The organism is Ottowia caeni, from assembly GCF_050821495.1.
GTDB classification, from domain to species: domain Bacteria; phylum Pseudomonadota; class Gammaproteobacteria; order Burkholderiales; family Burkholderiaceae_C; genus Ottowia; species Ottowia caeni.
Genome location: NZ_CP151080.1, coordinates 3,522,304 through 3,548,572 on the forward strand (window position 1 = coordinate 3,522,304; position 26,269 = coordinate 3,548,572).

General features: G+C 59.3%; 17 protein-coding genes and 3 pseudogenes. 6 read left to right on the plus strand and 14 right to left on the minus strand.

The window, feature by feature from the left end; translation table 11 throughout:
* Window positions 1-18 precede the first annotated feature (18 nt).
* Complete coding sequence (locus tag AAAK34_RS16595) at window positions 19-741, minus strand: SIMPL domain-containing protein (protein WP_231694246.1); 723 nt, start codon at window positions 739-741, stop codon at window positions 19-21.
* 186 nt (window positions 742-927) lie between these two features.
* On the minus strand, window positions 928-1,248 hold the full coding sequence (locus AAAK34_RS16600) for a hypothetical protein (protein WP_231694245.1): 321 nt from the start codon (window positions 1,246-1,248) through the stop codon (window positions 928-930).
* A 170-nt stretch (window positions 1,249-1,418) separates the two neighbouring features.
* On the opposite strand from AAAK34_RS16600, the gene ompR reads away from it, so the two are divergent.
* Both ompR and AAAK34_RS16610 read left to right on the plus strand, forming a co-directional pair.
* Window positions 1,419-2,129, plus strand: a complete 711-nt coding sequence (gene ompR / locus AAAK34_RS16605; RefSeq protein ID WP_431777491.1) for an osmolarity response regulator transcription factor OmpR — start codon at window positions 1,419-1,421, stop codon at window positions 2,127-2,129.
* Window positions 2,130-2,162: 33 nt separating this feature from the next.
* Window positions 2,163-3,628 (plus strand): annotated as a pseudogene (locus tag AAAK34_RS16610) (ATP-binding protein).
* 7 nt (window positions 3,629-3,635) lie between these two features.
* Here AAAK34_RS16610 and ispF read toward each other — a convergent pair.
* From ispF to AAAK34_RS16630, 4 genes and pseudogenes are all read right to left on the minus strand, one after another.
* Window positions 3,636-4,148, minus strand: coding sequence for a 2-C-methyl-D-erythritol 2,4-cyclodiphosphate synthase (gene ispF, locus AAAK34_RS16615; protein ID WP_231694242.1), 513 nt, complete (start codon window positions 4,146-4,148; stop codon window positions 3,636-3,638).
* Window positions 4,145-4,846: a 2-C-methyl-D-erythritol 4-phosphate cytidylyltransferase gene (gene ispD, locus AAAK34_RS16620; protein ID WP_231694241.1), complete on the minus strand. Its 702-nt coding sequence runs from the start codon at window positions 4,844-4,846 to the stop codon at window positions 4,145-4,147. The genes ispF and ispD overlap by 4 nt, the downstream gene beginning before the upstream one ends.
* Window positions 4,843-7,160, minus strand: a pseudogene (locus AAAK34_RS16625) (xanthine dehydrogenase family protein molybdopterin-binding subunit). The gene ispD and the pseudogene AAAK34_RS16625 overlap by 4 nt, the downstream one beginning before the upstream one ends.
* A gap of 94 nt (window positions 7,161-7,254) precedes the next feature.
* Window positions 7,255-9,180: a cellulase family glycosylhydrolase gene (locus tag AAAK34_RS16630; protein WP_231694239.1), complete on the minus strand. Its 1,926-nt coding sequence runs from the start codon at window positions 9,178-9,180 to the stop codon at window positions 7,255-7,257.
* A 356-nt stretch (window positions 9,181-9,536) separates the two neighbouring features.
* Between AAAK34_RS16630 and mfd the strand changes: the two genes are divergently transcribed.
* The gene (gene mfd / locus AAAK34_RS16635) at window positions 9,537-13,052 is read left to right on the plus strand and encodes a transcription-repair coupling factor (protein WP_231694238.1); all 3,516 of its coding nucleotides are present in this window, start codon (window positions 9,537-9,539) and stop codon (window positions 13,050-13,052) included.
* Entirely contained in the window at window positions 13,049-13,795 is a 747-nt protein-coding gene (locus AAAK34_RS16640; RefSeq protein WP_431777492.1) for a L,D-transpeptidase, read from the plus strand. The genes mfd and AAAK34_RS16640 overlap by 4 nt, the downstream gene beginning before the upstream one ends.
* Before the next feature lies 1 nt (window position 13,796).
* Here AAAK34_RS16640 and sbcB read toward each other — a convergent pair whose 3' ends face one another.
* The 3 genes from sbcB to clpS all read right to left on the minus strand — a co-directional run bounded on the left by sbcB (window position 13,797) and on the right by clpS (window position 18,172).
* Window positions 13,797-15,236, minus strand: coding sequence for an exodeoxyribonuclease I (sbcB, locus tag AAAK34_RS16645; protein ID WP_231694236.1), 1,440 nt, complete (start codon window positions 15,234-15,236; stop codon window positions 13,797-13,799).
* 145 nt (window positions 15,237-15,381) lie between these two features.
* On the minus strand, window positions 15,382-17,712 hold the full coding sequence (clpA, locus tag AAAK34_RS16650) for an ATP-dependent Clp protease ATP-binding subunit ClpA (protein ID WP_231694235.1): 2,331 nt from the start codon (window positions 17,710-17,712) through the stop codon (window positions 15,382-15,384).
* An 88-nt stretch (window positions 17,713-17,800) separates the two neighbouring features.
* Window positions 17,801-18,172 (minus strand): ATP-dependent Clp protease adapter ClpS, encoded by a 372-nt coding sequence (gene clpS / locus AAAK34_RS16655; RefSeq protein WP_231694234.1) that lies wholly within the window; start codon window positions 18,170-18,172, stop codon window positions 17,801-17,803.
* 181 nt (window positions 18,173-18,353) lie between these two features.
* On the opposite strand from clpS, the gene AAAK34_RS16660 reads away from it, so the two are divergent.
* Window positions 18,354-18,644, plus strand: coding sequence for a cold-shock protein (locus AAAK34_RS16660; protein WP_231694233.1), 291 nt, complete (start codon window positions 18,354-18,356; stop codon window positions 18,642-18,644).
* Window positions 18,645-18,776: 132 nt separating this feature from the next.
* Here the strand turns inward: AAAK34_RS16660 and icd are convergent, their stop codons facing one another.
* On the minus strand, window positions 18,777-20,036 hold the full coding sequence (gene icd, locus AAAK34_RS16665) for an NADP-dependent isocitrate dehydrogenase (RefSeq protein ID WP_231694232.1): 1,260 nt from the start codon (window positions 20,034-20,036) through the stop codon (window positions 18,777-18,779).
* Window positions 20,037-20,223: 187 nt separating this feature from the next.
* Here icd and AAAK34_RS16670 point away from each other — a divergent pair, with 187 nt between their 5' ends.
* Window positions 20,224-20,697, plus strand: coding sequence for a DUF192 domain-containing protein (locus tag AAAK34_RS16670; RefSeq protein WP_231694231.1), 474 nt, complete (start codon window positions 20,224-20,226; stop codon window positions 20,695-20,697).
* Window positions 20,698-20,730: 33 nt separating this feature from the next.
* Here the strand turns inward: AAAK34_RS16670 and AAAK34_RS16675 are convergent, their stop codons facing one another.
* The 4 genes and pseudogenes from AAAK34_RS16675 to AAAK34_RS16690 form a co-directional block, all read right to left on the minus strand.
* Window positions 20,731-21,642 (minus strand): pirin family protein, encoded by a 912-nt coding sequence (locus tag AAAK34_RS16675; protein WP_231694230.1) that lies wholly within the window; start codon window positions 21,640-21,642, stop codon window positions 20,731-20,733.
* A 7-nt stretch (window positions 21,643-21,649) separates the two neighbouring features.
* Window positions 21,650-21,949, minus strand: coding sequence for a GNAT family N-acetyltransferase (locus AAAK34_RS16680; protein WP_231694229.1), 300 nt, complete (start codon window positions 21,947-21,949; stop codon window positions 21,650-21,652).
* A gap of 170 nt (window positions 21,950-22,119) precedes the next feature.
* Window positions 22,120-24,357: an NADP-dependent isocitrate dehydrogenase gene (locus AAAK34_RS16685; RefSeq protein ID WP_231694228.1), complete on the minus strand. Its 2,238-nt coding sequence runs from the start codon at window positions 24,355-24,357 to the stop codon at window positions 22,120-22,122.
* Window positions 24,358-24,454: 97 nt separating this feature from the next.
* Window positions 24,455-25,937, minus strand: a pseudogene (locus AAAK34_RS16690) (DASS family sodium-coupled anion symporter).
* Window positions 25,938-26,269 lie beyond the last annotated feature (332 nt).

The window sequence follows — 26,269 nt, forward strand, 5'->3', positions numbered from 1 at the left end:
GTTTGGAATTTCTCAGCCTCAGCGCGCCTGCACCGAACCCGATACGTTAACCTGCACCATGCTCTTGCCGGGCTCTACCGCCACGGGCCCTGCGTCAGCGGCCTTACTGAAAGCGCGGGCCTCCAGAGCCATGGGGCGGGGGCCAGAAAACCCAGCATCATTGGAGTCCACCGTGATCTCCCGCAAGCCGTAGCCGGCAAAACCGAAAGCTTTTGTGATCTCAGCCGCGCGCGCCTTGAAACGCTCAATGGCTTGCGACTGTGCTTCGGTCTGCACTTTTGCGCGCTGATCTCGGCTGAGACCAAAGGCGATATTGCCGATGGACATCGTGGTGACGCGCGCCGCAGCTTGTGTAATGCGGGGAAAATCCCGCCCTTCCAGCAGGAGTTCGGCGCGGCCCTGCCAGCCACTGATCTTGCCTTCTTTGCCGTAGCGTGGGTTGACACTGAAATTACCAGTGCGAACGTCCATCTCTCCCGATTGTGCGGTTCTCTTAACCTCAGCCAGAGCTGCGTCAAGCGCTTTACGCAGGTCGGACTGAACCCCTGCGGCGTCTGCGCCTTCGCGCGTGGCGGTCAGCGAGATCGCGAGCATGTCTTGCAGCACCTCCACCTGGCCCGCTGCCGAGAGATGGAATACGTTCTGCGTTGGCACGGCCGGCACAAGGGCCGAAGTCTGCGCGTGCGCGCCAGCGGCGGCGCAAAGAGCAAAGGCTGCCAACCAGGCAAAGCTATGTTTCACGGATGAGTCCTTCGATGACGATGAAAGCCCTGCTTCGCGCTGCGCCTGCCAGGCAAAAATGCAGGGCTGCGACGCGGAAGAATGCGCAAGGCCGAAGCGGAGCGAGAGTATGCCGGTAATCTTGGCATGAAATCGGGCACCTGGGGTTTATCAGGGTGCTTACTTTCGAAGTCAGATCAGACCCATCTATTGCCTCACTGGCAAAAGCTGTGGCTGCGGCAGCCTGCCCTCCGAGACATCCGGCGTAAAAGACTCGCCTGCGGCGGCACGGCGAATTTGTTCACGCAATTCCAGACGTTCCGTCGGAGACAGCCGGCGCAATGCGGGTGCGGATTCGCCAAGTGATCCGCGCTGAAGTGAGTGGACTGCCGTCCAGATGGCACTGCGCTGCGCGAGCGTCTCGCCCGTTGACGACAAAGGTTTGGCCGCATTTTCAGTGAGTGGTTGCGCCCATGCGCAAACCGCCCAACCCGCGCCAAGAAGAGAAATAATAGCTTTGGATGCCATGACAAGCATTACCTTCTCATAGAGAGGTGTATTTGTCCTACATAAGTGCCTAAGCACGGGCAACATTTGTAACTCTGTGAAAGGCAACTCGGGAAAACCCCAAAATCGCTGTAACAATGGGCCTGTTACAAATACGACCAAGGACAGAAATGAGCCAGGTTGCCACACGAATGGACAAAATCGCAGTTGTCGACGACGACGCACGTATCCGCGATTTGCTTCGCCGCTATCTTTCCCAAGAGGGCTTCGAAGTTATTGTTGCGGAAGATGCCAAGGCGCTATCGCGCATCATGCTGCGTGACACCATCGATCTGATCGTGCTCGATCTCATGATGCCGGGCGAAGATGGGCTGTCCGTATGCCGCCGCCTGCGGGCCGCAGGAGACAAGACACCCATCATCATGCTCACGGCCAAGGGAGAAGATGTCGATCGCATTGTCGGGCTCGAAGTGGGCGCCGATGATTATCTGGGCAAGCCGTTCAACCCGCGCGAGCTTTTGGCGCGCGTGCACGCCGTGCTGCGACGCCGCCCTCCGCAAGAGGCACCGGGCGCACCTTCAGCAGAGAACGAAAGCGTGGCATTCGGCCCGTTCCAGTTTGATCTGGGCGCCCGCACGTTGCACAAGAGTGGCGAGGAAATTTCTCTGACCACAGGTGAGTTCGCGATGCTGAAGGCTTTGGTTCGCCACCCTCGTCAGCCGCTGTCCCGCGAGAAGCTGGCTCAGTTGGCGCGTGGGCGCGAGTTCGAGCCGTTCGACCGTAGCCTTGATGTGCAAATTTCCCGCCTTCGCAAGCTGATCGAGCAAGACGCCGCCAGCCCGCGCTATATCCAAACCGTGTGGGGCGTGGGGTATGTATTCGTCCCTGATGGCACAAGCTAGGCGCAGCGTTGATGCAAAGGGCACAATCGCTTAATGGCGACCGCCCTAGATTTCGACGAATCCGGTGCTCCGAAGACGCCCGGCTCTGATGTTTTTGACTCCCTGAATGCGCCGCTGGAGGACCCTACCTCGACCGGCGAGCAGGGAGGGTTCAGTCTTTTTTGGCGAACCTTCTTTCTGCTCAGTTTGCTGCTTCTTGGCTCGGCGGTCGGCTGGTACCAACTGTTTCGCACGCTTGAGTATGAGCCGCGCGTGATCGACAACGCCCGGCAAGTTGCGTCGTTGGTGAATCTTTCTCGCGCCGCCTTGGTTCACTCCGACGCCATCGCCCGCGTCTCTCTGATCAAGACGCTGGCGGAAGAGGAAAAAGTGCGCATACTGCCGCGCGAGCCCGGCGACAAGTTCGAGCTGTTCGCACATACGGAGCTGGAGCGGCGCATGAGCCGCGAGCTGGTGGCCAGGCTTGGCCCAGACACAGTGGTGGCCAGCAGAGTCAACAACGAGCCTGGCTTGTGGGTGGGCTTCGGCATCGAGGGCGATTCTTATTGGCTGCTCATGGATCGGTCGCGTATTGGCGCCCTTCTGGGAGGCAGTGCCTGGTTGCTATGGCTGGCCACACTGGGAGTGCTTTCCCTGCTCGGCGCGGCCTTGCTGGCGCGGCTGATTGACCGGCCGCTGCGGCAGTTGTCGATCGCGGCTGCGCGGGTGCGCGAAGGCGACTACTTGCAAGGACGTCTCGACGAACGAGCATTGTCGAGCGAGGTGCGCGCCGTGAATATTGGCTTCAACCGCATGGCCGATCAGTTGTCCAAGCTGGAGCAAAACCGCGCGGAGATGCTGGCGGGTATTTCGCACGATCTGCGCACACCCCTCGCACGGCTGCGACTGGAAACCGAGATGAGCGTGCCAGACCCCGAAGCGCGCGAGCACATGGCGGCCGACATCGCGCAGGTGGACACCATCATCGACAAATTCCTGGATTACGCGCGGCCTGATCACGTCAACCTGCAGGCGCTGCCATTATCCAAACTGGTGGAAGCCAGCGTCTCGCCTTTCACCGCACGCGAAGACATGCAGGTGAGGATAGATGTTCCGGACACCCTGTGTGTCATGGCCGACGAGATCGAGCTTTCGCGCGTTCTTTCCAACCTGCTTGAAAATGCACGCCGATATGGCAAGAGCGTGGACACCGGAATGACGCGGGTGCACATTGCCGCGATCTCGCGAGAGCACTGGATCACCTTGCGCGTGCGAGACTATGGCCCGGGCGTGCGCCCCGAACTGCTACCCGAACTGACCAGACCATTTTTCGGGGCGACACTGCCCGCACCTCGGCTACCGGCGCGGGGCTGGGGCTGTCCATCGTCGCGAAGATGGTGGGGCACATGGGAGGTTCGCTGGCGCTGAGCAACAGCTCCACAGGCGGACTGGTGGCCACCATTCGGCTGCAGCAGGCGGAAGAGCCCCGATCAGGAGCGGCAGCGAAGAAGAAGCGATAGCCGCAACCTAAGCGAGGCCCCCCTGAGCGTAAAGAAGGACTGCCGCGCGAGCTTCTATCGCCGCGCCCTGCCCTACTGGACCGAGCCGCTCCGCAGTCTTGGCTTTAACGTTGACCTGCTCGGGTTGAACCTGCAACACCTGCGCGATACGCTGACACATGGCACCGATATGGGGTGCGAGACGCGGCGCTTGCGCGATGACAGTGCTGTCAACGTTACCGATGCGCCACCCAGTTTGATGCACGCGCCGAGCGGCCTCGGCCAGCAAGGTCGCCGAATCTGCCCCTTTGAAGGCTTCGTCGGTGTCCGGAAAATGGCGGCCAATATCGCCCAGCCCGGCTGCGCCCAATAGGGCGTCGGTAATGGCATGCAATAGCGCATCCGCATCCGAGTGGCCAAGTAAGCCGTGGGTATGGGGTATGGTGATACCACCCAGCACCAGCGGGCGACCGGGCACCAGGGCATGCACGTCCCAGCCTTCGCCAATACGAAACGGTGGGAGTGGCTGAATATCGCTCATGTTGTTCTGCTTTTCAGGATCGCCTCGGCTAAAGCGAAATCCTCGGGGTAGGTCACTTTGAAATTACGAGCACTGCCACGAACCAGCAATGGCTGGTACCCGGCGGCCTCCACGGCGCTGGCTTCGTCGGTGATACCTGCGAAACCAGACTGCGCGTGCGGTTCCAATGCATCTCGCAACATGCCGATGCGAAACATCTGCGGCGTCTGGGCCAGCCATTTGTGGGCACGGTCGATCGTAGCGGAGACCCGACCGCCTTGCTCACTTTTAAGGGTGTCAGGCAAGGGCAGGCCCAACAATCCACCCACCGAGTCCGGCAGGCAGACGTCTATCAATGCCTCAATCTGCGAGGGCGTTACCAGACAACGGGCAGCGTCGTGGACGAGCACCCAGTCGCGCAAATTAGCCCCGTGCTCAAGCAAGTGGCCAAGGCCGTTAAAAACGCTCTCGGCCCGAGTCTGGCCGCCGCAGTCGGCTACGGAAACCCTGGGTTCGGAAACGTCAAGAAAACGATCTCCCGGCGCCACCACCACCAGCACCTGCGCCATGCGCGTCACTGAGGCAAATGCGGCCAACGTATGCAGCACCATCGGCTGGCCGGCCACCGGTTGATATTGCTTGGGCAGCGCAGTACCGGCGCGAGAGCCCGTGCCCGCACACGGCAGCAGGGCAAAGCAGCGTTCTGAAAACTTCGTCATGCGTCGTTGAGTAAAGACCATACCCTTCCCGGGGAGAGGGGCATCTGCAACTTCGGTGCCAAGTCGGTCTTGCCTGCCCTGGCGAGTGCATCTGCCACGGCATTCACAATGCAAGGCGTGGCACCGATGGTGCCGAGCTCCCCCACCCCCTTCACACCCAGGGGGTTGTTCGTGCACGGCGTGGACTCGTCCATTTCCGTCTTGAAAAGCGTGGCCATATCGTGGGCCCGAGGAGCGGCGTAGTCCATGAGGCTACCGGTCATCAGCTGACCAGAATCCGGGTCGTACACCACTTGCTCCATCAAGGCCTGCCCTATGCCCTGTACAGCCCCCCATCAAGTTGGCCGCGCACGATCATGGGATTGACCACGCGCCCCACATCGTTGACCGAGGCGTAGGCTACGATCTCTATGACGCCGGTTTGCGGATCAAGCTCGATTTCGCTGATATGGCAGCCGTTGGGCCACGTGGGGCCGGACACGCTGCTGGTGTGATCCACGAAGATGCGCTCGCCCGCTTGCCTGGCCGCGAGTTCGAACAGGCCGATGCCGTGATCAGTGCCGATGACTTCGAAGCGCCCCGCGGAGTATTGGATGTCGGGCAGCGCGGCCTCCAGTTCTTGGGCCGCCAGCTGTCTGGCCTCCTCAATGGTGCGCTCGGCTCCAGCGCGCATGGCAGAGCCGCCAGTGAATAGGGAACGCGAGCCGGCACTGCCAAATCCGTTGCCGCGATCGGTATCGCCCAGCACGACTCGCACCTGACTGATGGGCACGCCGAAGGTGTCCACCACCAGCTGCGCCAGGGTGGTGGCAATGCCCTGCCCCATCTGGTTGACCGCACTATAGACCTCAATGACGCCGTCGGCTTGCACGCTCAAGGTCACGCGTTCCTCGAACACATTTCCGCCGGTCCACTCCAGAAAGGTGGCTATGCCGAGGCCACGCCACATTCCGCGCGCCTTGGACTGGGCAGCTCTCTGCTCGAAACCACTCCAATCAGCCAACGCAAGCGCTTGATCCATCACGCGCTCGAAACGGCCGACGTCGTAGGTCTGGCCCATCGGGTTGGTGTAAGGCATCTGTTCGGGCTGAATGAAATTGCGCCGCCGCAACTCAATCCGGTCGATGCCGACACGGCGCGCGGCTTCGTCCATGAGCCGTTCGATGTTGAAGATGGCCTCAGGGCGTCCGGCGCCACGATAGGCACCGGTGGGCGCCTGGTTGGTCAGCACAGCGCGAAAGTGGAAGTCGATCACCGGCACCTGATAGACGCTCGTCTGCACCCAGGGGCCGATCAGGAGCTGGATGTTCACGCCTGTCGCCGTGGCGTAGGCGCCTACATTGGCATTAGAACGCAGACGCAGCGCAAGTATTTTTCCGCTCTCGTCCAGGGCCATCTCGGCCTGCACTTCGAGATCTCGGCCATGTGTGGTGCTTAAAAACTCCTCGCCCCGATCGGCCCGCCAGCGCACAGGCCTGCCAGTGGCGCGCGCCGCCCAAGCGACCACGGCATCTTCGGGGTAAGAGCCCGTTTTCATGCCAAAGCCACCACCTACATCGCCGACACGCACGCGCACAGCCTCGGCCTCGAGGCCCAGCACACGGCTGACAGATCCACGCACTGCCGTGGGCATTTGAGAGCTGATGTGCATGTCCAGCCGGCCAGCCTCTCCATCCCAGGATGCACGCACGGCACGCGGCTCGAGCGTCAGAGCCACCAAGCGCTGGTGTTCGATGTCCAATTCAATGCGATGGGCGGCACGCTCGAAAGCCGCTGCGGTGGCGTTGGCGTCGCCGTGTCGCGCTTCGCAGGCGATGTTGTCTGGCGCGGCAGGGCATATGGCGGCTGCAGCGCTCAAGGCAGCGGCCCGAGTGGGGACCGCGGGCAGCTCTTCATAATCGACGAACACGGCTTCGGCCGCGTCGCGCGCCTGCTCCAGACTGTCCGCTACCACCGCAGCAACCGGCTCTCCCACAAAACGCACGGTTTCCCAAGCCAGCGCCGGGCGCTCGGGCGTGGCGCATTTGCTGCCGTTGGCGCGCTTGAAGCCGGCGCCCGTCACCAGTGGCGGCGCACTGGCCAGGTCGCCCCCCGTCAGGACAATGCGAACACCGGGCATGGCACTGGCAGCAGCGGTGTCGATGCCGATAATGTGCGCATGAGGGTATGGGGAGCGAACGAACACAAGATGGCTGTCAGTCGCCTCGGCCAAGTCGTCGGTGTAGCGCCCCAGCCCCTTCAGCAAGGCCTCGTCTTCCAGGCGGCGCACCGCGTGGCCGCTACCGAAGCGGGTGTCGGTCTCAATGGTGGTCATCTGGCTGGCTCCGAAAGTTCATGCATGCAGGAGCCACTATAGAGGCACGCGCCCGGGTCCGCAGGACCAGAGCGCTAACCGACGCAAAAAAGGTTCAATTACCTCGGTACACGCTCCTCAGCGCATCCGTCATGGGTGACATAGGCTCCAACTTATCATAGGGCAAGCAGGGCCCCGTTCCGCACCAAGGGCTTACGCCATCCTTTTTGCCAAGTTCCCCAATCTTGAAAATTCCGAATCCTTCCTCTTCCCAGAAGTAATTAGGAAAATTGGCGGTCCTGGTCTGGTTTGGAGTTTTGTCCCATCGACTTGGGTTGCCGGACTTCCACCACTCGTGAGAAAAGGAGAAGAAGAACGCCCCGGCGAAGATATCGTCGTAGTTGATGGTTGAATACTGAGGGTAAGTCGTCGAGCCATAGGCTTGCTTGAACGCCCAGCCGATGACGTCAGCGGTTCGCTGACGAGTCTGGGCATTCTCGATGATGTCACCCTGCGCCGCATCGTTCACCCTCCCGGTTCCCGGCCAGCCCCACTCCGTGAAAATCACCGGGCGCTTCATTTGCTCCGGAAGGGTGTTGTAGGTCTTGCCTTGGAGGAAAGTATCGGTTGGGCCATTGCCCAGCACGGGCCTCAAGGTGGGCTGACTGCGATCCAGCTCCAACTGATAGGTATTCACGCCCCAGTAATCGAAGACTTTGGCCAGTTCCTCGAAGTAAATTTTGCCCGCCAGAGGGCCATCAGTGAACCTGTGCGTGCTGGCCCAACCGACCAGCGTCGGGGCGTCGTGAACGGCCCAGCCGACCAGCTTATCCGGAGCGATCTCCTTTATTTTCCGGGCGTATTGGATGGCCTGGTAATAGAAGAAATCAGTGTTCACATTGGAGTCACTGCCATCCTGCATGAATGCGGAGTTGTCTCCGTCTTTTTCGTTCATGATGGAGAAACCCATGACTGCCGGGTTTTGCTTAAGCTCTTCGGCAATTTCCTTCAACACGGTTTCCCAGAACTCGATCACCTGCGGTTCGATCTTTTTCGCTTGATCGTATTTGCCTTTCCAGAAAAGAGTATCAGGAAGCGGCAAGTCCACCAGCACATGGAGCCCCTTCACAGCAGACTGATCCAAGAACTGCTCATGTGTGAACTTCTGCCCGTCCCCCGACAATTGGCGAGACAGCATCGCGTAGACCCGAATGGTATTGACGCCCAGATCCTTGATGTTCCCAAGGTCGTTGCGGGCCCTTACCGTCGCCCCACCCAGTTCGCCGTCGCCCCAAAGGGAATACCAGTTGTAGATCTGAGTTCCATTGTCTTTGGTCTCGAACGAATCCCAGAATAGATCGCCTAGGGCCGGTGCTGCGGAGGCGTCATAGCCGACTGGAGCAGGTGAGTACGTAATGCCCTTGATTTTGTAGCATTCATCATTTTTGGTGATCAGGCACCCCGGTCTATCCATATGGGATCGCCAAATGGACGGCTTTCCAAGATAGGTATCGTTCGCGGGAACACCAAATTTCGCCAGCGCGCCCGCGAAGTGATTCTGCGCAACTCCCGCCTCTACTTTGCACCCGGATTGGTCTTCCAGATTGCATGTATCGGGAGGTCCGGCGGCAACCTCGATGCCGGTGCTCAGATCATTGTCGGCGTCCAGAGAATGCAGCACCTGCAGAACATTTGTCAGCATGCCACCATGGTGGCGTGTGATGTCAATTGGAGTCACCAGACTCGCCGCCGCAGCCGCACCCAGCTTGATCAACTGCCCTGCCTTGGGTTCTGTGCGCAGGTAGAACGTTACCTCGTCGCCTGTCACGAAACGGAATTTTCCGTCAGCATCGGTGCTGCCTTTTTCCCCCGAGGGATGTGCCTCGTAATACAGCCCTTTGACCGGCGCTGCGCCAAGAAACACGCCCGAGGCAACCGGTGCCTGCGTGTCGTCTGAACTTCCGCAGGAAGCCAGACCGAGTAATGCTAGTGTGGCCGCTGTGCTTCTCGCGATCCAGATCAACCGTTTTGAGCTCGACATACTGACAATCCTCCTGTAACCGCCGCAGATGGAACGTGTTCTAAGAGCGAGATCAAAGAGGGTGGTCAAAGAGCGAGCTCAACGAACCGGAGAGACATCGTCTGCAAATGCCAAGTTTGAGATGATGTGATGTTTTTATTTCAAAACATGCGCAGATTTTGCTCTTTTTCCACAAAATCGCCAAACTTTTCCTTGACTCGCCTCTCTGACCTCCGTGACTAAGAGCCTGCTCAGAGTTCACTAATGTGGTTGGCGGAGTGTGGGCCGGCCGAGCCGGGCCGTAAAATGCACGCTGATACCCCCGCCCAACCCGGCCTGGGGGTTTTGTCGTTTTCGTTTCGGATCACACCAGGACCATGGATCTTCCCAAACTCACCCCTGGCAAGCGTTTCACCCTGCCCCGCCCACCCGGATCGGCCGACGCGTTGTTGTTGGCACAGCTGGCCGCGCGCGAGAAAGCCGCAGGCCGGCTCACAGCCATCTTCACCTCCGATCCCGCAGACGCCCGGAGGCTTCAGGACGAACTGGCGTTCTTCGCACCCAGTTTGCGGGTGGTCATGTTCCCCGATTGGGAAACCCTTCCCTATGACAGCTTTTCCCCTCACCAGGACTTGATCAGTGAGCGCCTGGCCACGCTGTGGGCGATCAAGCAGCGTGAAGCAGACGTGGTGTTCGTGCCGGCCACAACTGCGCTTTACCGCGTCGCGCCGCCAGCCTTCATGGCGGGCTACACCTTCCACTTCAAGACAGGACAGAAGCTTGACGAGGCTGCACTGAAATCCCAGCTCACGCTGGCGGGGTATACCCATGTGACACAGGTGTCGGCACCGGGGGAATATGCGGTGCGCGGTGGGTTGATCGATCTGTTTCCCATGGGCAGCCCCATGCCGTACCGGGTCGACCTGTTCGATGACGAGATCGATTCGATCCGCAGCTTCGACCCGGACACCCAGCGCAGCCTCTACCCGGTTCCAGAAGTCCGCCTGCTGCCGGGCCGCGAGTTCCCGATGGACGATGACGCACGCGCCAAGTTCCGCAGCCGTTGGAGGGAATTGCTGGAGGGGGATCCGACCAAGAGCCGAATTTACAAGGACATGGGCAACGGCGTGGCTACCGCCGGCATCGAGTACTACCTGCCTCTGTTTTTCGATCAGACGGCCACGGTGTTCGATTACCTCGGAGAGGGTGCCACACTGGCTCTGCATGGAGACTTGGAGGCTGCCTTTCAGCAGTTCTGGCAAGACACGCGCGATCGATTCCGCCTTGCGCAAGGAGACCCGGAACGCCCCGTGCTGCCGCCCGAGGCGCTGTTTCTGAGTACAGAAGATTTCTATCGCACGTCGAAGCCCCATGCTCAGATTGCGCTACGCACAGCTCTCGCGCCCACTGCGTCTGACCAGGTGCCAACCGACGGCAATAGCGACAGCAATCATGCCAGCGTGTTCGCTGAGTTCGACACACTGCCGCCCCTGACCGTAGTACGCGGCGCCAATGACCCCCTGGCGCGTTTGCACACCCACATTGCCGCGACGCCCCAGCGTGTGCTTTTGCTGGCCGAGAGCGACGGGCGGCGTGAAAGCCTGCTTGATTTTCTGCGCGCCTCGGGTTTGAACCCGCCAGCTTTTGACTCTCTGGAAGAGTTCGAATCCACGCGCGACGAAAAGGTTGGAATTGCCACCGCCGCACTGGCACAAGGCTTCGCCTGGCTGGAGGGCGGGATCGATCTGGTGACAGAAACCGAACTGTTTGCCACAGGCACCGGCGCGCGACGACGCAAGAAGCAGGAGCAAGTCAGCGATGTGGAGGCGCTGATCAAGGATCTGAGCGAGCTCAATGTCGGCGACCCGGTCGTACACGCACAGCATGGGATCGGCAGGTACAGAGGTTTGGTGAACATGGACCTCGGCGGAAAGAACCCTGACGGCACGCCCGCATTGCAGGAGTTTCTGCATCTTGAATACGCGGGGGATGCTGTTCTTTATGTGCCGGTGTCTCAATTGCACCTGATCGGTCGTTACACAGGTGTATCGGCAGACGAGGCGCCGCTGCACAAGCTGGGGAGCGGCCAGTGGGAAAAGGCCAGGCGCAAAGCTGCCGAGCAAGTGCGTGATGCAGCCGCCGAGCTGCTGAACATTTACGCGCGCCGCGCCGCGCGCGAGGGTCATGCCTTCCGCTATTCGCCGCAAGACTACGAGCAGTTTGCCGCCGACTTCGGATTCGAGGAAACAGCTGACCAGAAGGCGGCCATCCACGCGGTCATCCAGGACATGATCAGCCCGCAGCCCATGGACCGTCTGGTGTGCGGCGACGTCGGCTTCGGGAAGACCGAGGTGGCCTTACGGGCGGCCTTCGTTGCCGTGACGGGTGGCAAACAGGTGGCCTTTCTGGCGCCCACCACGCTGCTGGCGGAGCAGCATTTTCAGACGCTCAAGGATCGCTTTGCCAAATGGCCGGTCAAGATCGCGGAAATGAGCCGATTCAGGTCGCAGAAAGAGATCACTGCGGCGCTCAAGGGCATCGCCGAAGGCAGTGTCGATATTCTGGTGGGCACACACAAATTGCTATCGGAGAAGACCAAATTCAAGAATCTTGGACTTCTCATCATCGACGAGGAACACCGCTTTGGCGTGCGCCACAAAGAAGCGATGAAACAACTGCGCGCCGAGGTGGATGTGCTCACCCTCACGGCGACACCCATTCCGCGCACCATGGGCATGGCGCTGGAAGGGTTGCGCGACCTGAGCGTGATCGCCACGGCGCCACAGCGACGCTTGGCCATCAAGACCTTCGTGCGCAATGAGGGTACGGGTGTGATCCGCGAGGCTGTGCTGCGCGAACTCAAACGAGGCGGGCAGGTATATTTTCTGCACAACGAGGTTGAAACCATCGAAAACCGCCGCCAGGCGCTCGAAAAAATCCTGCCCGAGGCGCGCATTGCCATCGCCCACGGTCAGATGCCCGAGCGTGAACTGGAACGCGTGATGCGCGACTTCGTGGCCCAGCGATTCAACGTATTGCTCTGCTCCACCATTATCGAGACCGGCATCGACGTGCCTTCCGCCAACACGATCGTCATTGCCCGGGCAGACAAATTTGGCTTGGCGCAGTTGCACCAGCTGCGTGGCCGCGTAGGCCGCAGCCACCACCAAGCGTACGCTTACCTGATGGTGCCCGAGATCGAAAGCCTGACCAAGGCAGCTTCGCAGAGGCTTGACGCCATTCAGCAAATGGAGGAACTCGGCAGTGGCTTCTATCTGGCCATGCACGACCTGGAGATACGCGGAGCGGGAGAGGTACTGGGCGAAAACCAGAGTGGCAACATGATGGAAATCGGATTCCAGCTCTACAACGAGATGCTGTCCGAAGCGGTCAGGAGCCTCAAGGCCGGAAAAGAGCCGGACCTGCTAAGCCCCATGCAGGCCACCACCGAGATCAACCTGCACTCCCCCGCCCTCCTGCCCAACGACTATTGCGGCGATGTGCACCTGCGCCTGTCTTTCTACAAGAAGCTAGCCACGGCAAAGACCAGTGAACAGATCGACGGGTTGCTGGAAGAGATTGTGGACCGCTTCGGCAAGCTCCCCACTCAGGCTCAGACCCTGATCGACGTGCACCGACTGCGCGTTCTTTCGCAGCCTTACGGTGTGCAGAAGGTTGACGCCGCGCCCGGCGTCATTAACATCAGCTTCACGCCCAACCCGCCGATTGATCCCATGGCCATCATTCAGCTGATCCAGAAAAACCGCTACATCAAGCTGGCCGGAAACGACAAGCTGCGTATTGAGCGGGAGCTGCCTGATCCAAACGCGCGTGCGCAGATGGTGCGAGATGTGTTGCGGAATCTGGGCAAACCAGCGACGGTGGAAGCATGAACATTACCCTTGGGGCTGCCGAACGCGTGTGTGCAAGACGAGACGTGCGCCTGGCAAGCGAAGGCCGAGCTGGAGCTCGGCGGTCCCAGGGGGAAACATCTTGCTTCGCGTTTGCCCGCCATATGTCTGCAGCTTTGTGCATGTTCGGGCTGCTCATTGGTGCGAGTGCCTGGGGCACTGAGAGGGCCACGCCGCCTCTCATAGAGCATTTTGTAGCGGACATCATGCGCTCGAACGACGCCGATGGGCGCGCGTTCGGGGTGATTGACAAGCCTCGAGCCACGCTCTGGATATTTGACCATCAAGGTCGCCTGCTGGATCGCAGCCCGGTGCTGGTCGGCCAGGCCCGCGGCGATGTCGCCCCTGCCGACATTGGAACACGCCCACTGAACCAGGTGCGCCCGCATGAAAAGATTACGGCCAGCGGTCGCTTTGTCACGGAACCTGGGCACAACCTGAAAGGCGAGGACATTGTGTGGCTCGACTACGATGCCGCGATGTCCATGCATCGAGTGCGCCACGTGCCCGGTGAAAGCCGCTCAGCACGCCTGGCCACCGCCGATGTCGCGGACAACCGCATATCGTTTGGCTGCGTCAATGTGCCGGCCGATTTTTACGAGCAACAGGTCAAGCCCCTCTTCGCGACGCGCTCAGGGGTGATTTATGTGCTGCCCGAGCAAAGGTCGATCACTGAGGTTTTTCCGTTCGCCACCTCCATGCATCGGCAGGGCAGAGGACGCTAACTTACTCAGGAGCCACGTGCTCGCCCCATTCGTACAGCGCCTCCAGCACCTCCTGGCCGCGTTCGTCCACGGTTTCGCTAAGAACATCGATTCGGTCGAACAGCGCCTGCACGGTGAGCGCGCCGCCCTCCCCGTCAAGCAAACGCGCCACTCGGTGAGCACGCCAGCGCTCTGCCTCCACCTCGCTGAGTGAATCTGGATAGTTGCGAGCGCGATAGCGAAACAACAATTCCTCCAGTCGCGGGTCGTCAAACCCGGTACGTGCCAACGCCAACTCGGCCGGCTGAAGACGCAGCAGGTCATCCAGCCGACGGCGGTCGGCATGGCCTACGAATCCGCCATAGAGATCCTCGTCCACATCTACCGGCTCATTCGATCGCGGACGCTTAAAGACCTCCGTCCACAGCGCGCTCATATCGGGCAATGCGCGCAGGTTCTCAAAATGACGCTCGGCCAGTGCCATGTCGATACCCCAACGCTCCGCCAGATCTGGCCGGAGTGTTTTCAGGTTGCCGATGACAATGGGCGACTTGTTCAAATGCACACTCTTGATCGCCAGGCGGGCCATGCCTTCGGGCAGATCAGCGCTAGCGGTAAACATGCGCTCACGAATGGCTTGGGCATTCATCGTAGACAGCTCGGACGGATCGGCTGAAAGATCCCAGGCCAGCAACTCATTCTTGTTGGTCGGATGCATGGCCAGCGGCGCCATGAGCGCCAGACAGCCGCGAGCGGCCCCGAACATGCCGGATACATGCAAAAACGGCTTGCCATTCGAGAGCGTGGTTGGCAAACGAAGCTCCTGCGCAACACGGTCTTTCTTGTGAAGAGAAAGGCAAAAATCGAACAGCTTTTCGTTCGTGCGCCGCAGCAGACGCGCCAGCGCGATGGTGGCACGCACGTCAGACAGGGCATCATGCGCGGACTCGTGCGCCAGCCCGTTGGCGGCGCTGAGTCGCTCCAGCTTGAAGGAGACCTGCCCGTCATCGCCCCGCGGCCATTCGATGCCTTCGGGACGCAAAGCATGGGCGCAGCGAACGACGTCCAGGAGATCCCATCGACCGCACCCGTTTTGCCACTCCCGCGCATAAGGGTCGAGTAGATTGCGCCACAGCAGGAAGCGCGTGACCTCGTCGTCGAAGCGAATGGAGTTGTAGCCAACGCCGATAGTGCCAGGCTCGGAAAATGCAGCGTTGATCCGCGCGGCGAACTCGTGCTCAGGTACCCCTTGCTCCAAGCACTGCTGTGGCGTGATTCCAGTGATCAGGCACGCTTCGGGTTCAGGCAGGCAGTCGGTCGGGGGCTGGCAATACAGCATCATCGGCTCGCCGATTTCGTTCAGCTCCGCATCAGTGCGAATGGCTGCGAATTGTGCTGGCCTGTCGCGGCGCGGGGTGGCTCCGAAGGTTTCGTAATCGTGCCAGAGAAAAGTGTGAGGCATTGCTGTCGGTCCACTGAAGTTTTCCGAGTTTATCAATGGCCGATTGCCACAAAAAATGCAGCAATCAAAAAGGGGCCGATCGCTTGTGCGATCGGCCCCTTTTAAAGGTCAGTTTAAGAGCCTGCCCGAATTGGCAGAATCCAACTCAGTCTGCAGCAACTTCCTCTTCAGGCTCGGCAGGCTCCGCGCGTGCGCGATCTCTCTTGGGCGTGGGAGTGATGTCGAGCAAAACCTCGTCCTTGTCATCCAGATCGACGCTCAGACGACCACCCTCTGTCAGCCTTCCGAAAAGCAGCTCATCAGCCAACGCCTTGCGGATCGTGTCCTGAATGAGGCGCTGCATCGGCCGCGCACCCATGAGCGGATCGAAGCCCTTCTTCGCCAGGAACTTGCGCAGCTTGTCGCTGAAGGTGACGTCCACCTTCTTCTCGGTCAGCTGCTGCTCGAGCTGAAGCAGGAACTTGTCAACCACGCGCAGAATAATCTGCTCGTCCAGGGCCTTGAAGCTCACGATGGCGTCCAGGCGGTTGCGGAACTCCGGCGTGAACAGGCGCTTGATGTCGGCCATCTCGTCGCCCGCCTGGCGCGGGTTGGTAAAGCCGATGGTCGCCTTGTTCATGGTCTCGGCGCCCGCGTTCGTCGTCATGATGATGATGACGTTGCGGAAATCGGCCTTGCGCCCATTGTTGTCCGTCAAGGTGCCGTGGTCCATGACCTGCAACAGCACGTTGAAGATGTCCGGGTGCGCTTTCTCGATCTCGTCAAGCAGCAGCACGCTGTGAGGCTTCTTGGTGATGGCCTCGGTAAGGAGGCCGCCCTGGTCGAAACCAACGTAGCCGGGAGGGGCACCAATCAGGCGGCTGACGGCGTGACGCTCCATGTACTCGGACATATCGAAGCGGATCAGGTCGACGCCCATGATGTAGGCCAGTTGCTTGGCGGCCTCTGTCTTGCCCACACCCGTAGGACCCGAGAACAGGAACGAGCCAATAGGCTTGTCACCCTTGCCCAGACCCGAGCGCGCCATTTTCACGGACGCAGCCAACACTTCGAGCGCTTTGTCTTGCCCGAACACCACCGATTTGAGGTCGCGCTCCAGCGTTTGCAGCTTGCTGCGGTCATCATTGCTGACGTTGGCCGGGGGAATACGGGCGATTTTTGCCACGATTTCCTCGATTTCGGCCTTGCCAATCGTCTTCTTGCGCTTGGAGGCCAGGGCAATGCGCTGGGCTGCTCCTGCCTCGTCTATGACATCAATGGCCTTGTCCGGCAAGTGCCGGTCAGTGATGTACTTGGCCGACAACTCGGCCGCTGCCTGCAGTGCGGCCAGTGCGTATTTGACGCTGTGATGCTCCTCGAAGCGGGATTTGAGTCCCTTGAGGATGTCCACCGTTTCGGGGACGGTCGGCTCAACCACGTCCACCTTCTGGAACCGCCGCGAAAGGGCCGCGTCCTTCTCGAAGATGCCACGATACTCGGTAAAAGTGGTGGCACCAATGCACTTGAGCTGGCCACTGGAAAGCGCAGGCTTGAGCAGGTTGGATGCGTCCAGCGTGCCGCCTGAGGCCGCACCAGCGCCGATGAGCGTGTGGATCTCGTCGATGAACAAGATCGCGTTCGGCTTGTCCTTCAGGTTTTTGAGGACGCCCTTCAGGCGCTGCTCGAAATCGCCGCGGTACTTGGTGCCTGCCAGCAGCGCGCCCATGTCCAGCGAGTACACATTGGCTTCGGCCAGAATTTCGGGAACGCTTCCTTCGGTGATGCGCCAAGCGAGCCCCTCGGCAATAGCCGTTTTGCCCACACCGGCCTCACCCACCAGCAGCGGGTTGTTCTTGCGGCGGCGGCAGAGGATCTGAATGGTGCGCTCCACCTCGTAATCGCGCCCGATGAGAGGGTCGATCTTGCCTTCCTTGGCGGCCTGGTTGAGGTTTTGCGTGTACTGCTCCAGAGGGGAAGCTTTCTCGTTCTTCTCGCTGGCGCCCTCTTCACTCTCGGCACCGGGCTGTCCTTCAGCAGGCTTGGCCGCTTCCGGAGGGTCGCTCTTGCGGATTCCGTGGGCAATGAAGTTCACCACGTCCAGGCGCGTGACACCCTGCTGATGCAGGTAGTACACGGCATGCGAGTCTTTTTCGCCAAAAATGGCCACCAGCACGTTGGCGCCGGTAACTTCCTTCTTGCCGTTGCCAGTAGATTGCACGTGCATGATGGCACGTTGGATCACACGCTGGAAACCCAGCGTGGGTTGCGTATCCACGTCGTCGGTGCCGGCGACCTGGGGAGTATTGTCTTTGATGAAGTTGGCGAGCGACTTACGCAAGTCGTCGATATTGGCCGAGCACGCGCGCAAGACTTCTGCCGCGCTGGGATTGTCCAGCAAGGCAAGCAACAGATGTTCGACGGTGATGAATTCATGTCGCTGCTGCCGAGCCTCGACAAATGCCATGTGCAGGCTGACTTCCAGTTCCTGGGCGATCATATGGTTTCCTTCCTAACGCCTTAACCTTACTACCGATATTAGAAGCTGTCTTGGCATTTCGATATCTGAAAATGGGGGAAGTTCGGGGTTATTCAACAGGTTCGCTAATACATTGCAGCGGGTGGCCGTTTTGTCTTGCCGCGTCCATTACCTGATCGACTTTTGTGGCAGCCACGTCGCGCGAGTACACGCCACAGACACCCCTGCCGTCCAGATGGATCTTCAGCATGATCTGGGTAGCTGCCTCCCGATCCTTGTTAAAAAACTCCTGAATGACCACCACCACGAACTCCATGGGGGTGAAATCGTCGTTGAGCATCACCACCTGATGCATTTGAGGCGGCTTTACCTTCAGCGGCACCCGCTCCAACACAACCTCACCTCCACCCTGATCAGGCGTTTGAGCAGGCGCGGCGGGGCCGGACGGAGCCGGACGTTTGGTGGGAATTCTTGTAGCCATGAGACCATTTTATCGGGGGCTTATCGGGGGCGCTTGCGCCAGCTTTCGCCTTATATGGGGCCGCAACCCTCCTTAGCAAGCCCTATGCCATGCCCAGCCCTTCAAGCTACATCATTGACAAGCCCGAAGTTGTTACCGCAAACTCGCCTAGGCGGAATAATGGAAGTAAAGGAGACAACGCATGGCCAACGGAAAAGTCAAGTGGTTCAATGACCTCAAAGGATTTGGATTCATTGAACCAGACGGTGGCGGCCCGGACGCATTCGCGCACTTTTCTGCGATAGAAATGGATGGCTTCAAAACCCTCAAGGAAGGCGCCAGGGTGAGTTTCAACCTGGACCAAGGGCCCAAGGGCCTATTAGCCTTGAACATCCGGGCCGAAGCGTCCGACGTGCGGCTGTCACCCACTACGGAGGACTCATCAGAAGCATTGACCAACTCTGGCGACACCCCAGCGGAAACCAGGACCTGATTGGGGAGAAGTCGGAGGTATCCTGGACGTGACATCATTAGAGTGCGCTTACGATCTCTTCGCAACGAGATCGAAACCACACACCTAGAGTCCGGGAGAACCCAGGTTCTTGCACTTTTGCAACAGGGCGACTTACTCGTCCATCGCTTCGATCATCACCTGCCCGAAGCCCGAACAACTAACCTGTGTGGCGCCGTCCATCAGGCGCGCGAAGTCATAGGTGACTTTTTTGCTCTGGATGGCTCGCTCCATGCTAGTGATGATCAGGTCAGCCGCCTCCTTCCAGCCCATGTGGCGCAGCATCATTTCGGCTGACAAAATCTCGGAACCGGGGTTGACGTAATCCTTGCCGGCATACTTGGGTGCCGTGCCATGCGTGGCCTCGAAGCAGGCTACGCTGTCACTCATGTTGGCGCCGGGTGCAATGCCAATGCCGCCGACCTGGGCTGCCAGGGCGTCAGATATGTAGTCGCCGTTGAGGTTCAGCGTGGCAATCACGCTGTATTCGGCAGGGCGCAGCAGAATTTGCTGCAAAAAGGCGTCGGCAATGGCATCTTTGATGACGATGTCCCTACCGGTTCTGGGGTTCTTGAATTTGCACCATGGTCCGCCGTCGATAGCTTGTGCGCCGAATTCCTTTTGAGCAAGGGTGTAGGCCCAGTCGCGGAAACCACCTTCGGTGTATTTCATGATGTTGCCCTTGTGCACAATGGTCACGCTGGGCTTGTCGTTATCAATGGCGTATTGAATAGCCTTGCGCATCAGGCGCTCGGTGCCCTCAATCGAAACCGGTTTGATGCCAATGCCTGAAGTCTCCGGAAACCGGATCTTGGAGACGCCCATTTCCTTGGTGAGGAATTCAATCAGCTTGACGGCCTTGGGGCTCTTGGCCTCGTACTCGATGCCAGCATAGATATCTTCAGAGTTTTCCCGGAAAATCACCATGTTGACTTTCTGCGGCTCCTTCACAGGTGAAGGCACCCCCTGAAAGTATTGCACCGGCCGCAGGCAGACGTACAGATCAAGCTCCTGACGCAGCGCCACATTCAGAGAGCGAATGCCGCCGCCTACGGGCGTGGTCAGTGGACCCTTGATGGAGACCACATAGTCGCGCACGGCGTCCAGGGTTTCCTGGGGCAGCCATTCGTCCGGACCGTAGATACGGGTGGATTTTTCGCCGGCGTAGACTTCCATCCAGTGAATCTTGCGACCGCCGCTGTAGGCTTTCTCGACCGCCGCATCGACCACCTTGATCATCACCGGCGTGATGTCCATGCCAGTGCCATCGCCCTCAATGAAGGGGATGATGGGATGATCTGGGACGTTGAGCGAAAAATCCGGGTTGACGGTGATCTTCTCTCCGCCTTCAGGAACGTTGATGTGCTTGAACATGACTTTTGGTGTCTCCAAGATGCGTGCAATGGTCTATTAACGGCATGACACCGACTCGCGAGGTCTATGCAGGTTATTCCTGGATCATTCTAGCCCCGGCATGAAGAGCCCCCCGGAGGCATCACAATATGATGACCATGTTGCCTCGAACCCCAGAACAGACCGCGCCATTGCATTCATTCCCGACATGACCTCATCGCTTCACCGACTCCTGCTAGCCTCGGCAGCGCTCCTGGCCACGCTGCCCGCACTCGCGCAGCGCGAACCCGCCGGCACACCGCAGCTAAACCTGCCGCGCACCACCATTTCTGCGGGCATGCACCGCATAGACGCCCAGGTGGCCAGCACACCACTGCAGCGGCAGATCGGACTGATGCACCGCCGGGAGATGCCTCAGCATGAGGGCATGCTGTTCGTCTTTGAGCAGCCAGCGACGCAGTGCTTCTGGATGAAGAACACTTTGATCCCTCTTACCGCCGCGTTTGTGGAGGACGACGGGACCATTGCCAATTTGGCGGACATGAAGCCGCTGGATGAGTCCAGCCACTGCTCGGCCAAGCCAGTGCGCTACGTGCTGGAAATGAACAAAGGCTGGTTCGCGCAGCGCAACCTGCGCGCCGGAATCAAACTGCGCGGGCCTGAGTTTGGAAACAAGCGGTAGCAGGGCCAGGAACAGTTTCCTGGGCTGAGGCCCTCAATCAGGTCTTAGTCGCACTCCGTCCAGGCTGGGCGCGGACAAAGGTGCCGCCACACTGCCCGGGTAAACACTGCCAAAGCGGCCACCCTTGTCAGGCTGCGCATTCCAGTCTGCCAGCGCCTGTTCTATCTCGTGCTGCGTGCGGGCTACAAAATTCCACCAGATGATGAGCTCCTCCTCGAAAGGGGTTCCGCCCAGCAAGAGCAACTGCGCCTCGGCATCGCATGAAATCGGCAGCGTGGTTCTGCCAGGAGAAAAATACAACCATTCGCCTGGCTGCAAGGTCTCACCACCGACAGTCAGCGAGCCACGCAGGGCCATGGCGGCATATTCGAAGTCGGTTTGCAAAGCGATTTCCGTACGCGCCGACCCGCTGGCCGCCAAGTCGATTCCTACGAGAGGAGAATAAATCGTGGCCGGCGATGTTTGGCCCCACGCAGTGCCAGCAAGCACCGTACCCTGGAAGCCATCAGCCTGGACAATAGGCAGATCGGGGTAGTTGTCAAACGCCGGATCACACTCATGCACCTCTTTGGGCAGGGCAATCCACAACTGTGCCGCATGCAGGCGCGTTCCATCGTGCAGAGAATCCTCCGTATGCGAGATACCGCGCCCTGCAGTCATCAGGTTAACCTGGCCCGGCCGGATGATCTGCTCGTTACCCAACGAATCGCGGTGCACAACTTCGCCTTCGATCAGCCAAGTGAAGGTTTGCAGTCCGATGTGTGGGTGCGCTCCCACATGCATACCCTTGCCCGGCGCGAACTGTTTCGGGCCGGCGTGGTCCAGAAAACACCAAGCGCCTACGGTGCGGCGGTCGCGGTAGGGCAGCGCACGAGCCACCGGTGTGTCTTCGCCGATGATGGAAATCCGCGAGGAATAGCGTTGAGGAGCGGAAAAAAGAGCCATTGCCGCCTCACTTGGCACCGTGGGCCAGCGAAATCGCCTGGTACTCGGGGTGTTTGTCGATATAGGCTTTCACGAACGGGCAGTCCGGCCGCACCTTAAGATGGTTGCGCACCGCGTAGTCCATGATGTGCTTAGCCAGAGCGCTACCAATGCCCCTTCCCTCCAAGGCCTTGGGCACGATGGTGTGCAAGTAGGCGATGCCCCCGGGAAATCGCTCAAACTCTTCGTAAGCCATATGGCCATCTACGACGAGCTCAAAGCGGTGAGCGGCCTCACTCAGCACGATGGGCGGCAATTCAACAGACATTCAGACTCCTTTCAATGTCCTCATTATGAGGATCTTGACCCAGTCGTCCTGCGAAAGCCAACCCCCACGCGCATGCGATGGTGCGATGATGCGCGTCGCGAGAGGGTTGGGTTCGGCTTTTCAGGGGCTGGCACTGCTTCCTGCCAACTCAGCCACCGTCGTCAGAATCTTCAGGCCCCAACGGTCTCCAGTGCCTTGTTGAAAGCGACGCTTGGCCGCATTACCTGGGCGAGCTTGTCTGCGTCGGGCTTGTAATACCCTCCGATGTCCACCGGCTTGCCCTGCACTTCCGCCAACTCCTTGATGATGGTCTGCTCATTGTCAGCCAAGGCCTTGGCCAGCGGCTTGAAGCGCGCAGCAAGTTCGGCGTCTTCAGCCTGGTTAGCCAATTCCTGAGCCCAGTACATGGCCAGATAGAACTGACTGCCCCGGTTGTCGAGCTGGCCCGTCTTGGGGCTGGGGTTCTTGTTGTTGTCCAGCAGTTTGCCCGTGGCTGCGTCCAGCGTCTTGGCAAGCAGCTTGGCTTGGTTATTCCCAGTCTTCAGACCCAGATCCTCAAGCGAAACAGCCAGCGCCAGGAACTCGCCCAGCGAATCCCAGCGCAAGTGGTTTTCCTCGACGAGCTGTTGCACGTGCTTGGGCGCGGAGCCACCTGCACCTGTTTCATACATGCCGCCGCCGGCCATCAAGGGCACGATGGAGAGCATTTTGGCGCTGGTGCCCAGCTCCATAATGGGGAACAGATCCGTCAGGTAGTCGCGCAAAATGTTGCCTGTGGCACTGATGGTGTCCTGCCCACGAATCACTCGTTCCAGGGTGTAACGCATGGCGCGCACCTGGCTCATGATCTGAATGTCGAGCCCGTTGGTGTCGTGCTCATGCAGGTACATTTTGACCTTGGTGATGAGTTGCGCCTCATGCGGACGGTAGGCATCTAGCCAGAACACGACAGGCATGCCCGAGTTGCGCGCCCGGTTGACAGCCAGTTTCACCCAGTCGCGGATGGCAGCATCCTTGACCTGGCACATGCGCCAGATGTCGCCCGCTTCCACGTTCTGGCTCATCAGCACCTCGCCGGTGTTCAGATCGGTGATGTTGGCCACCCCGTCTTCCGGAACCTCAAAGGTCTTGTCGTGCGAGCCGTATTCCTCGGCCTGCTGGGCCATCAAGCCTACGTTGGGCACGGTGCCCATGGTCTTGGGGTCAAACGCGCCGTGCCACTTGCAGAAGTTGATGATCTCCTGGTAGATGCGCGCAAAAGTCGACTCGGGCATGACTGCCTTGACATCTTTCAGGCGGCCGTCGGCACCCCACATTTTGCCGCCGTTGCGGATCATGGCAGGCATGGAGGCATCGACGATGATGTCGTTGGGAGAATGGAAGTTGGTGATGCCCTTGGCAGAGTCAACCATTGCCAATTCTGGGCGAGTTGCATGGCAGGCGTGCAAGTCGCTCTTGATCTCTTCCTGCTGGCTTTGCGGCAAAGTAGCGATCTTGTTGTAAAGATCCACCATGCCGTTGTTGACGTTGACGCCGAGTTCCTCAAACACCTTGGCGTGCTTCTCGAATGCTTCGCGGTAAAAAATGCGAACGCAGTGACCAAACACGATGGGGTGCGACACCTTCATCATGGTGGCTTTCACGTGCAGGGAGAACATGACGCCGGTCTTGCGGGCATCTTCAATCTCCTTTTCATAGAAGGCCAGCAGTGCCTTCTTGCTCATGAACATGGAGTCGATCACCTCGCGATCCTGCAGCGCGACCTTGGACTTGAGAACGATAGTCTTGCCGCTCTTGGTGATCAGTTCCATTTTCACGTCGCGAGCGCGGTCCAGCGTCATGGATTTTTCACCATGGTAGAAGTCGCCGCTGTGCATATGGGAGACATGGCTGCGCGAAGCCTGGCTCCACTCGGCCATGCTGTGCGGGTTCTTGCGAGCGTATTCTTTCACCGCCTTAGGTGCCCGACGGTCAGAGTTGCCCTCGCGCAGCACGGGGTTCACTGCGCTGCCAATGCACTTGTTGTAGCGTGCGCGAATGTCCTTTTCCTTTTCGTCTTGCGGGTTCTCTGGAAAATCGGGGATCTTGTAGCCCTTTTCCTGCAATTCCTTGATGGCGCTCTTGAGTTGCGCCACCGAAGCGCTAATGTTGGGCAGCTTGATGATGTTGGCATCAGGCTTCAGGGTGAGCTTGCCCAACTCGGCCAGGTTGTCTGGCTGGCGCTGGTCTTCGGTCAGGTAATCCGGGAACTGCCCCAGAACACGCCCAGCCACGGAGATGTCACTGGTTTCTACGTTGATGCCGGCCGGCGCGGTAAAGGTGCGCACGATGGGCAAAAACGATGCCGTCGCAAGCAGGGGAGCCTCGTCGGTGAGGGTGTAGACGATGGTGGAAGACTTGTCGCTCATGAATTTACTCCGGAAATCGATATCTGCAATGGGCTCTGTATTGGGCTCTGCATTGGCCGTATTTTGACAAATGATGGAAACAGCTTAACGAACGAGCTTACCAATAGCCCAGAACTTTCCACCACGCAGTGCCAACCACGAGCCAGATGATGATCAGCACGACACTCATCACAAAGCCCGCCTTCCACCATTCCCCCAGCGTGGTGTAGCCGGATCCGAAGATCACGGGTGAGGTGCCGGTGGCGTAATGTGTCAGTGTCATCATGATGTTGGAGGCAGCGGCCATCATGAGTGCAAAAGGCAGTGCGGGTGCCCCCAGCGCCAGCCCGGTGCCATAGAAGGCAGCAAACATGGCGGTAATGTGTGCTGTGGTGCTGGCAAACATGTAGTGTGCATAAAGATAGGCCAGCATCAGCAAGGCTGTTGCCCCCATCCAGCCGAGTCCGAACTGACCGATACCCGCTTCAATGGATTTCGAGAACCAGCTGATCAAGCCTAGCTTGTTCAAGAAGGTCGCCATCATCACGAGCGCCCCAAACCACACAATGGTGTCCCACGCGCTTTTTTCCTTGATCACATCCTCCCAGGTCAGCACACCTGTGAGCAAACAAAGAGCCAGGCCGATGAACGCCGTGGTGGTCGGGTCTACTGCCCATGACTTGCCCATGAACATCGCGGGGATGCCGGCCCAAAGCACAAGCAGGACGCCGAAGACGCCCAGCATGATGCCCTCGCCCCGCGTGATGGGGCCGAGCGCGTCCAGACGTTCGCGCGCGAACTGTGCAGCGTTGGGAGTGCTGGTAATTTCGGGGGTAAAGCTTGTAGATCACCAGCGGCATCACTGCCAGCGCCACCAGCCCCGGGAGCAACATGGCCAGCGCCCAAGTACCCCAGGACAGCTGGATTTGGGCGCCGGTGACGTCAGCAATCAGCTTGACAACCAGCGGGTTGGGTGCCGTCGCGGTGATGAACATCGCCGAGGTGATTGGGTTGGCGTGATAGTTGGTTAGCGCCAGATACCGACCCATGCGCCCTTGCGTGCCCTTCTCAGGGTCTGAGTCGTAGCTTGCCGCGATGGCCCGCATGATGGGGTGAATGATCCCGCCGCCTCGGGCGGTGTTGCTGGGGGTGACCGGCGCCAGGATAAGCTCCGAGAGCGTCAGCGCATACCCGATACCGAGCGTTCGCTTACCCCAGACTGAAATAAAGTAGTAGCCGATCCGCGACCCCAAGCCCGTCTTGATAATGCCGCGAGAAATCATGATGGCGACACCGATCAGCCATATGAGCGAATTGGAAAAGCTGCTTAGCGCATCGTTGATGGCACCAGCCGCAGTGGCATTGGTCACGCCCGTGACGGCCACCAGTGCAATCGCGATCATGGAGATCGCGCCAATCGGCAGCGCCTTGCCAATGATGGCCGCTATAGTGCCCACAAAAAGCGCGAGCAAGTGCCAAGCATTTGCAGTGACACCCTCAGGAACAGGTATGAAAAACCAGATCGCCACGCCAATAGCGACCGCGATGGCCATCGGAATCGGTTTGAAGCCCATTTGTACTCCTGTTGAAACGATATCCATCTCGGACGCATCAGGAGTACCGGAGGGCACTCCACGCTTGATAACAAAGCGCACGACAGCATACCAGCGAGCCGGCTAATTTCCCCCCTTGGAACACCTCTCTTGACTCGCGTCAAAAAATTTGCAGCACTGTCTTGAATATGCGTTGAACTTTCCAGCGCCGCTGACCATAAGGCTCAACATTAAAATGCCGCCCGACATCATGGTATGACCTGTATGACCCCTACTCAATATTGCGGGTCATGCTTATGGTCCGATTACCCTCATTCATGAAACACTGTGTTGAACCGCGAGGGCTGTTTCCCTACCCCGTCTGAGAATATAGTAAAGCT

Bases quoted from the DNA above. Each gene is read 5' to 3' on its own strand.
- AAAK34_RS16600 (WP_231694245.1), bottom strand. From the start codon at position 1,248: ATGGCATCCAAAGCTATTATTTCTCTTCTTGGCGCGGGTTGGGCGGTT.
- ompR (WP_431777491.1), top strand. From the start codon at position 1,419: ATGGACAAAATCGCAGTTGTCGACGACGACGCACGTATCCGCGATTTG.
- ispF (WP_231694242.1), bottom strand. From the start codon at position 4,148: ATGAGCGATATTCAGCCACTCCCACCGTTTCGTATTGGCGAAGGCTGG.
- ispD (WP_231694241.1), bottom strand. From the start codon at position 4,846: ATGACGAAGTTTTCAGAACGCTGCTTTGCCCTGCTGCCGTGTGCGGGC.
- AAAK34_RS16630 (WP_231694239.1), bottom strand. From the start codon at position 9,180: ATGTCGAGCTCAAAACGGTTGATCTGGATCGCGAGAAGCACAGCGGCC.
- mfd (WP_231694238.1), top strand. From the start codon at position 9,537: ATGGATCTTCCCAAACTCACCCCTGGCAAGCGTTTCACCCTGCCCCGC.
- AAAK34_RS16640 (WP_431777492.1), top strand. From the start codon at position 13,049: ATGAACATTACCCTTGGGGCTGCCGAACGCGTGTGTGCAAGACGAGAC.
- sbcB (WP_231694236.1), bottom strand. From the start codon at position 15,236: ATGCCTCACACTTTTCTCTGGCACGATTACGAAACCTTCGGAGCCACC.
- clpA (WP_231694235.1), bottom strand. From the start codon at position 17,712: ATGATCGCCCAGGAACTGGAAGTCAGCCTGCACATGGCATTTGTCGAG.
- clpS (WP_231694234.1), bottom strand. From the start codon at position 18,172: ATGGCTACAAGAATTCCCACCAAACGTCCGGCTCCGTCCGGCCCCGCC.
- AAAK34_RS16660 (WP_231694233.1), top strand. From the start codon at position 18,354: ATGGCCAACGGAAAAGTCAAGTGGTTCAATGACCTCAAAGGATTTGGA.
- icd (WP_231694232.1), bottom strand. From the start codon at position 20,036: ATGTTCAAGCACATCAACGTTCCTGAAGGCGGAGAGAAGATCACCGTC.
- AAAK34_RS16670 (WP_231694231.1), top strand. From the start codon at position 20,224: ATGACCTCATCGCTTCACCGACTCCTGCTAGCCTCGGCAGCGCTCCTG.
- AAAK34_RS16675 (WP_231694230.1), bottom strand. From the start codon at position 21,642: ATGGCTCTTTTTTCCGCTCCTCAACGCTATTCCTCGCGGATTTCCATC.
- AAAK34_RS16680 (WP_231694229.1), bottom strand. From the start codon at position 21,949: ATGTCTGTTGAATTGCCGCCCATCGTGCTGAGTGAGGCCGCTCACCGC.
- AAAK34_RS16685 (WP_231694228.1), bottom strand. From the start codon at position 24,357: ATGAGCGACAAGTCTTCCACCATCGTCTACACCCTCACCGACGAGGCT.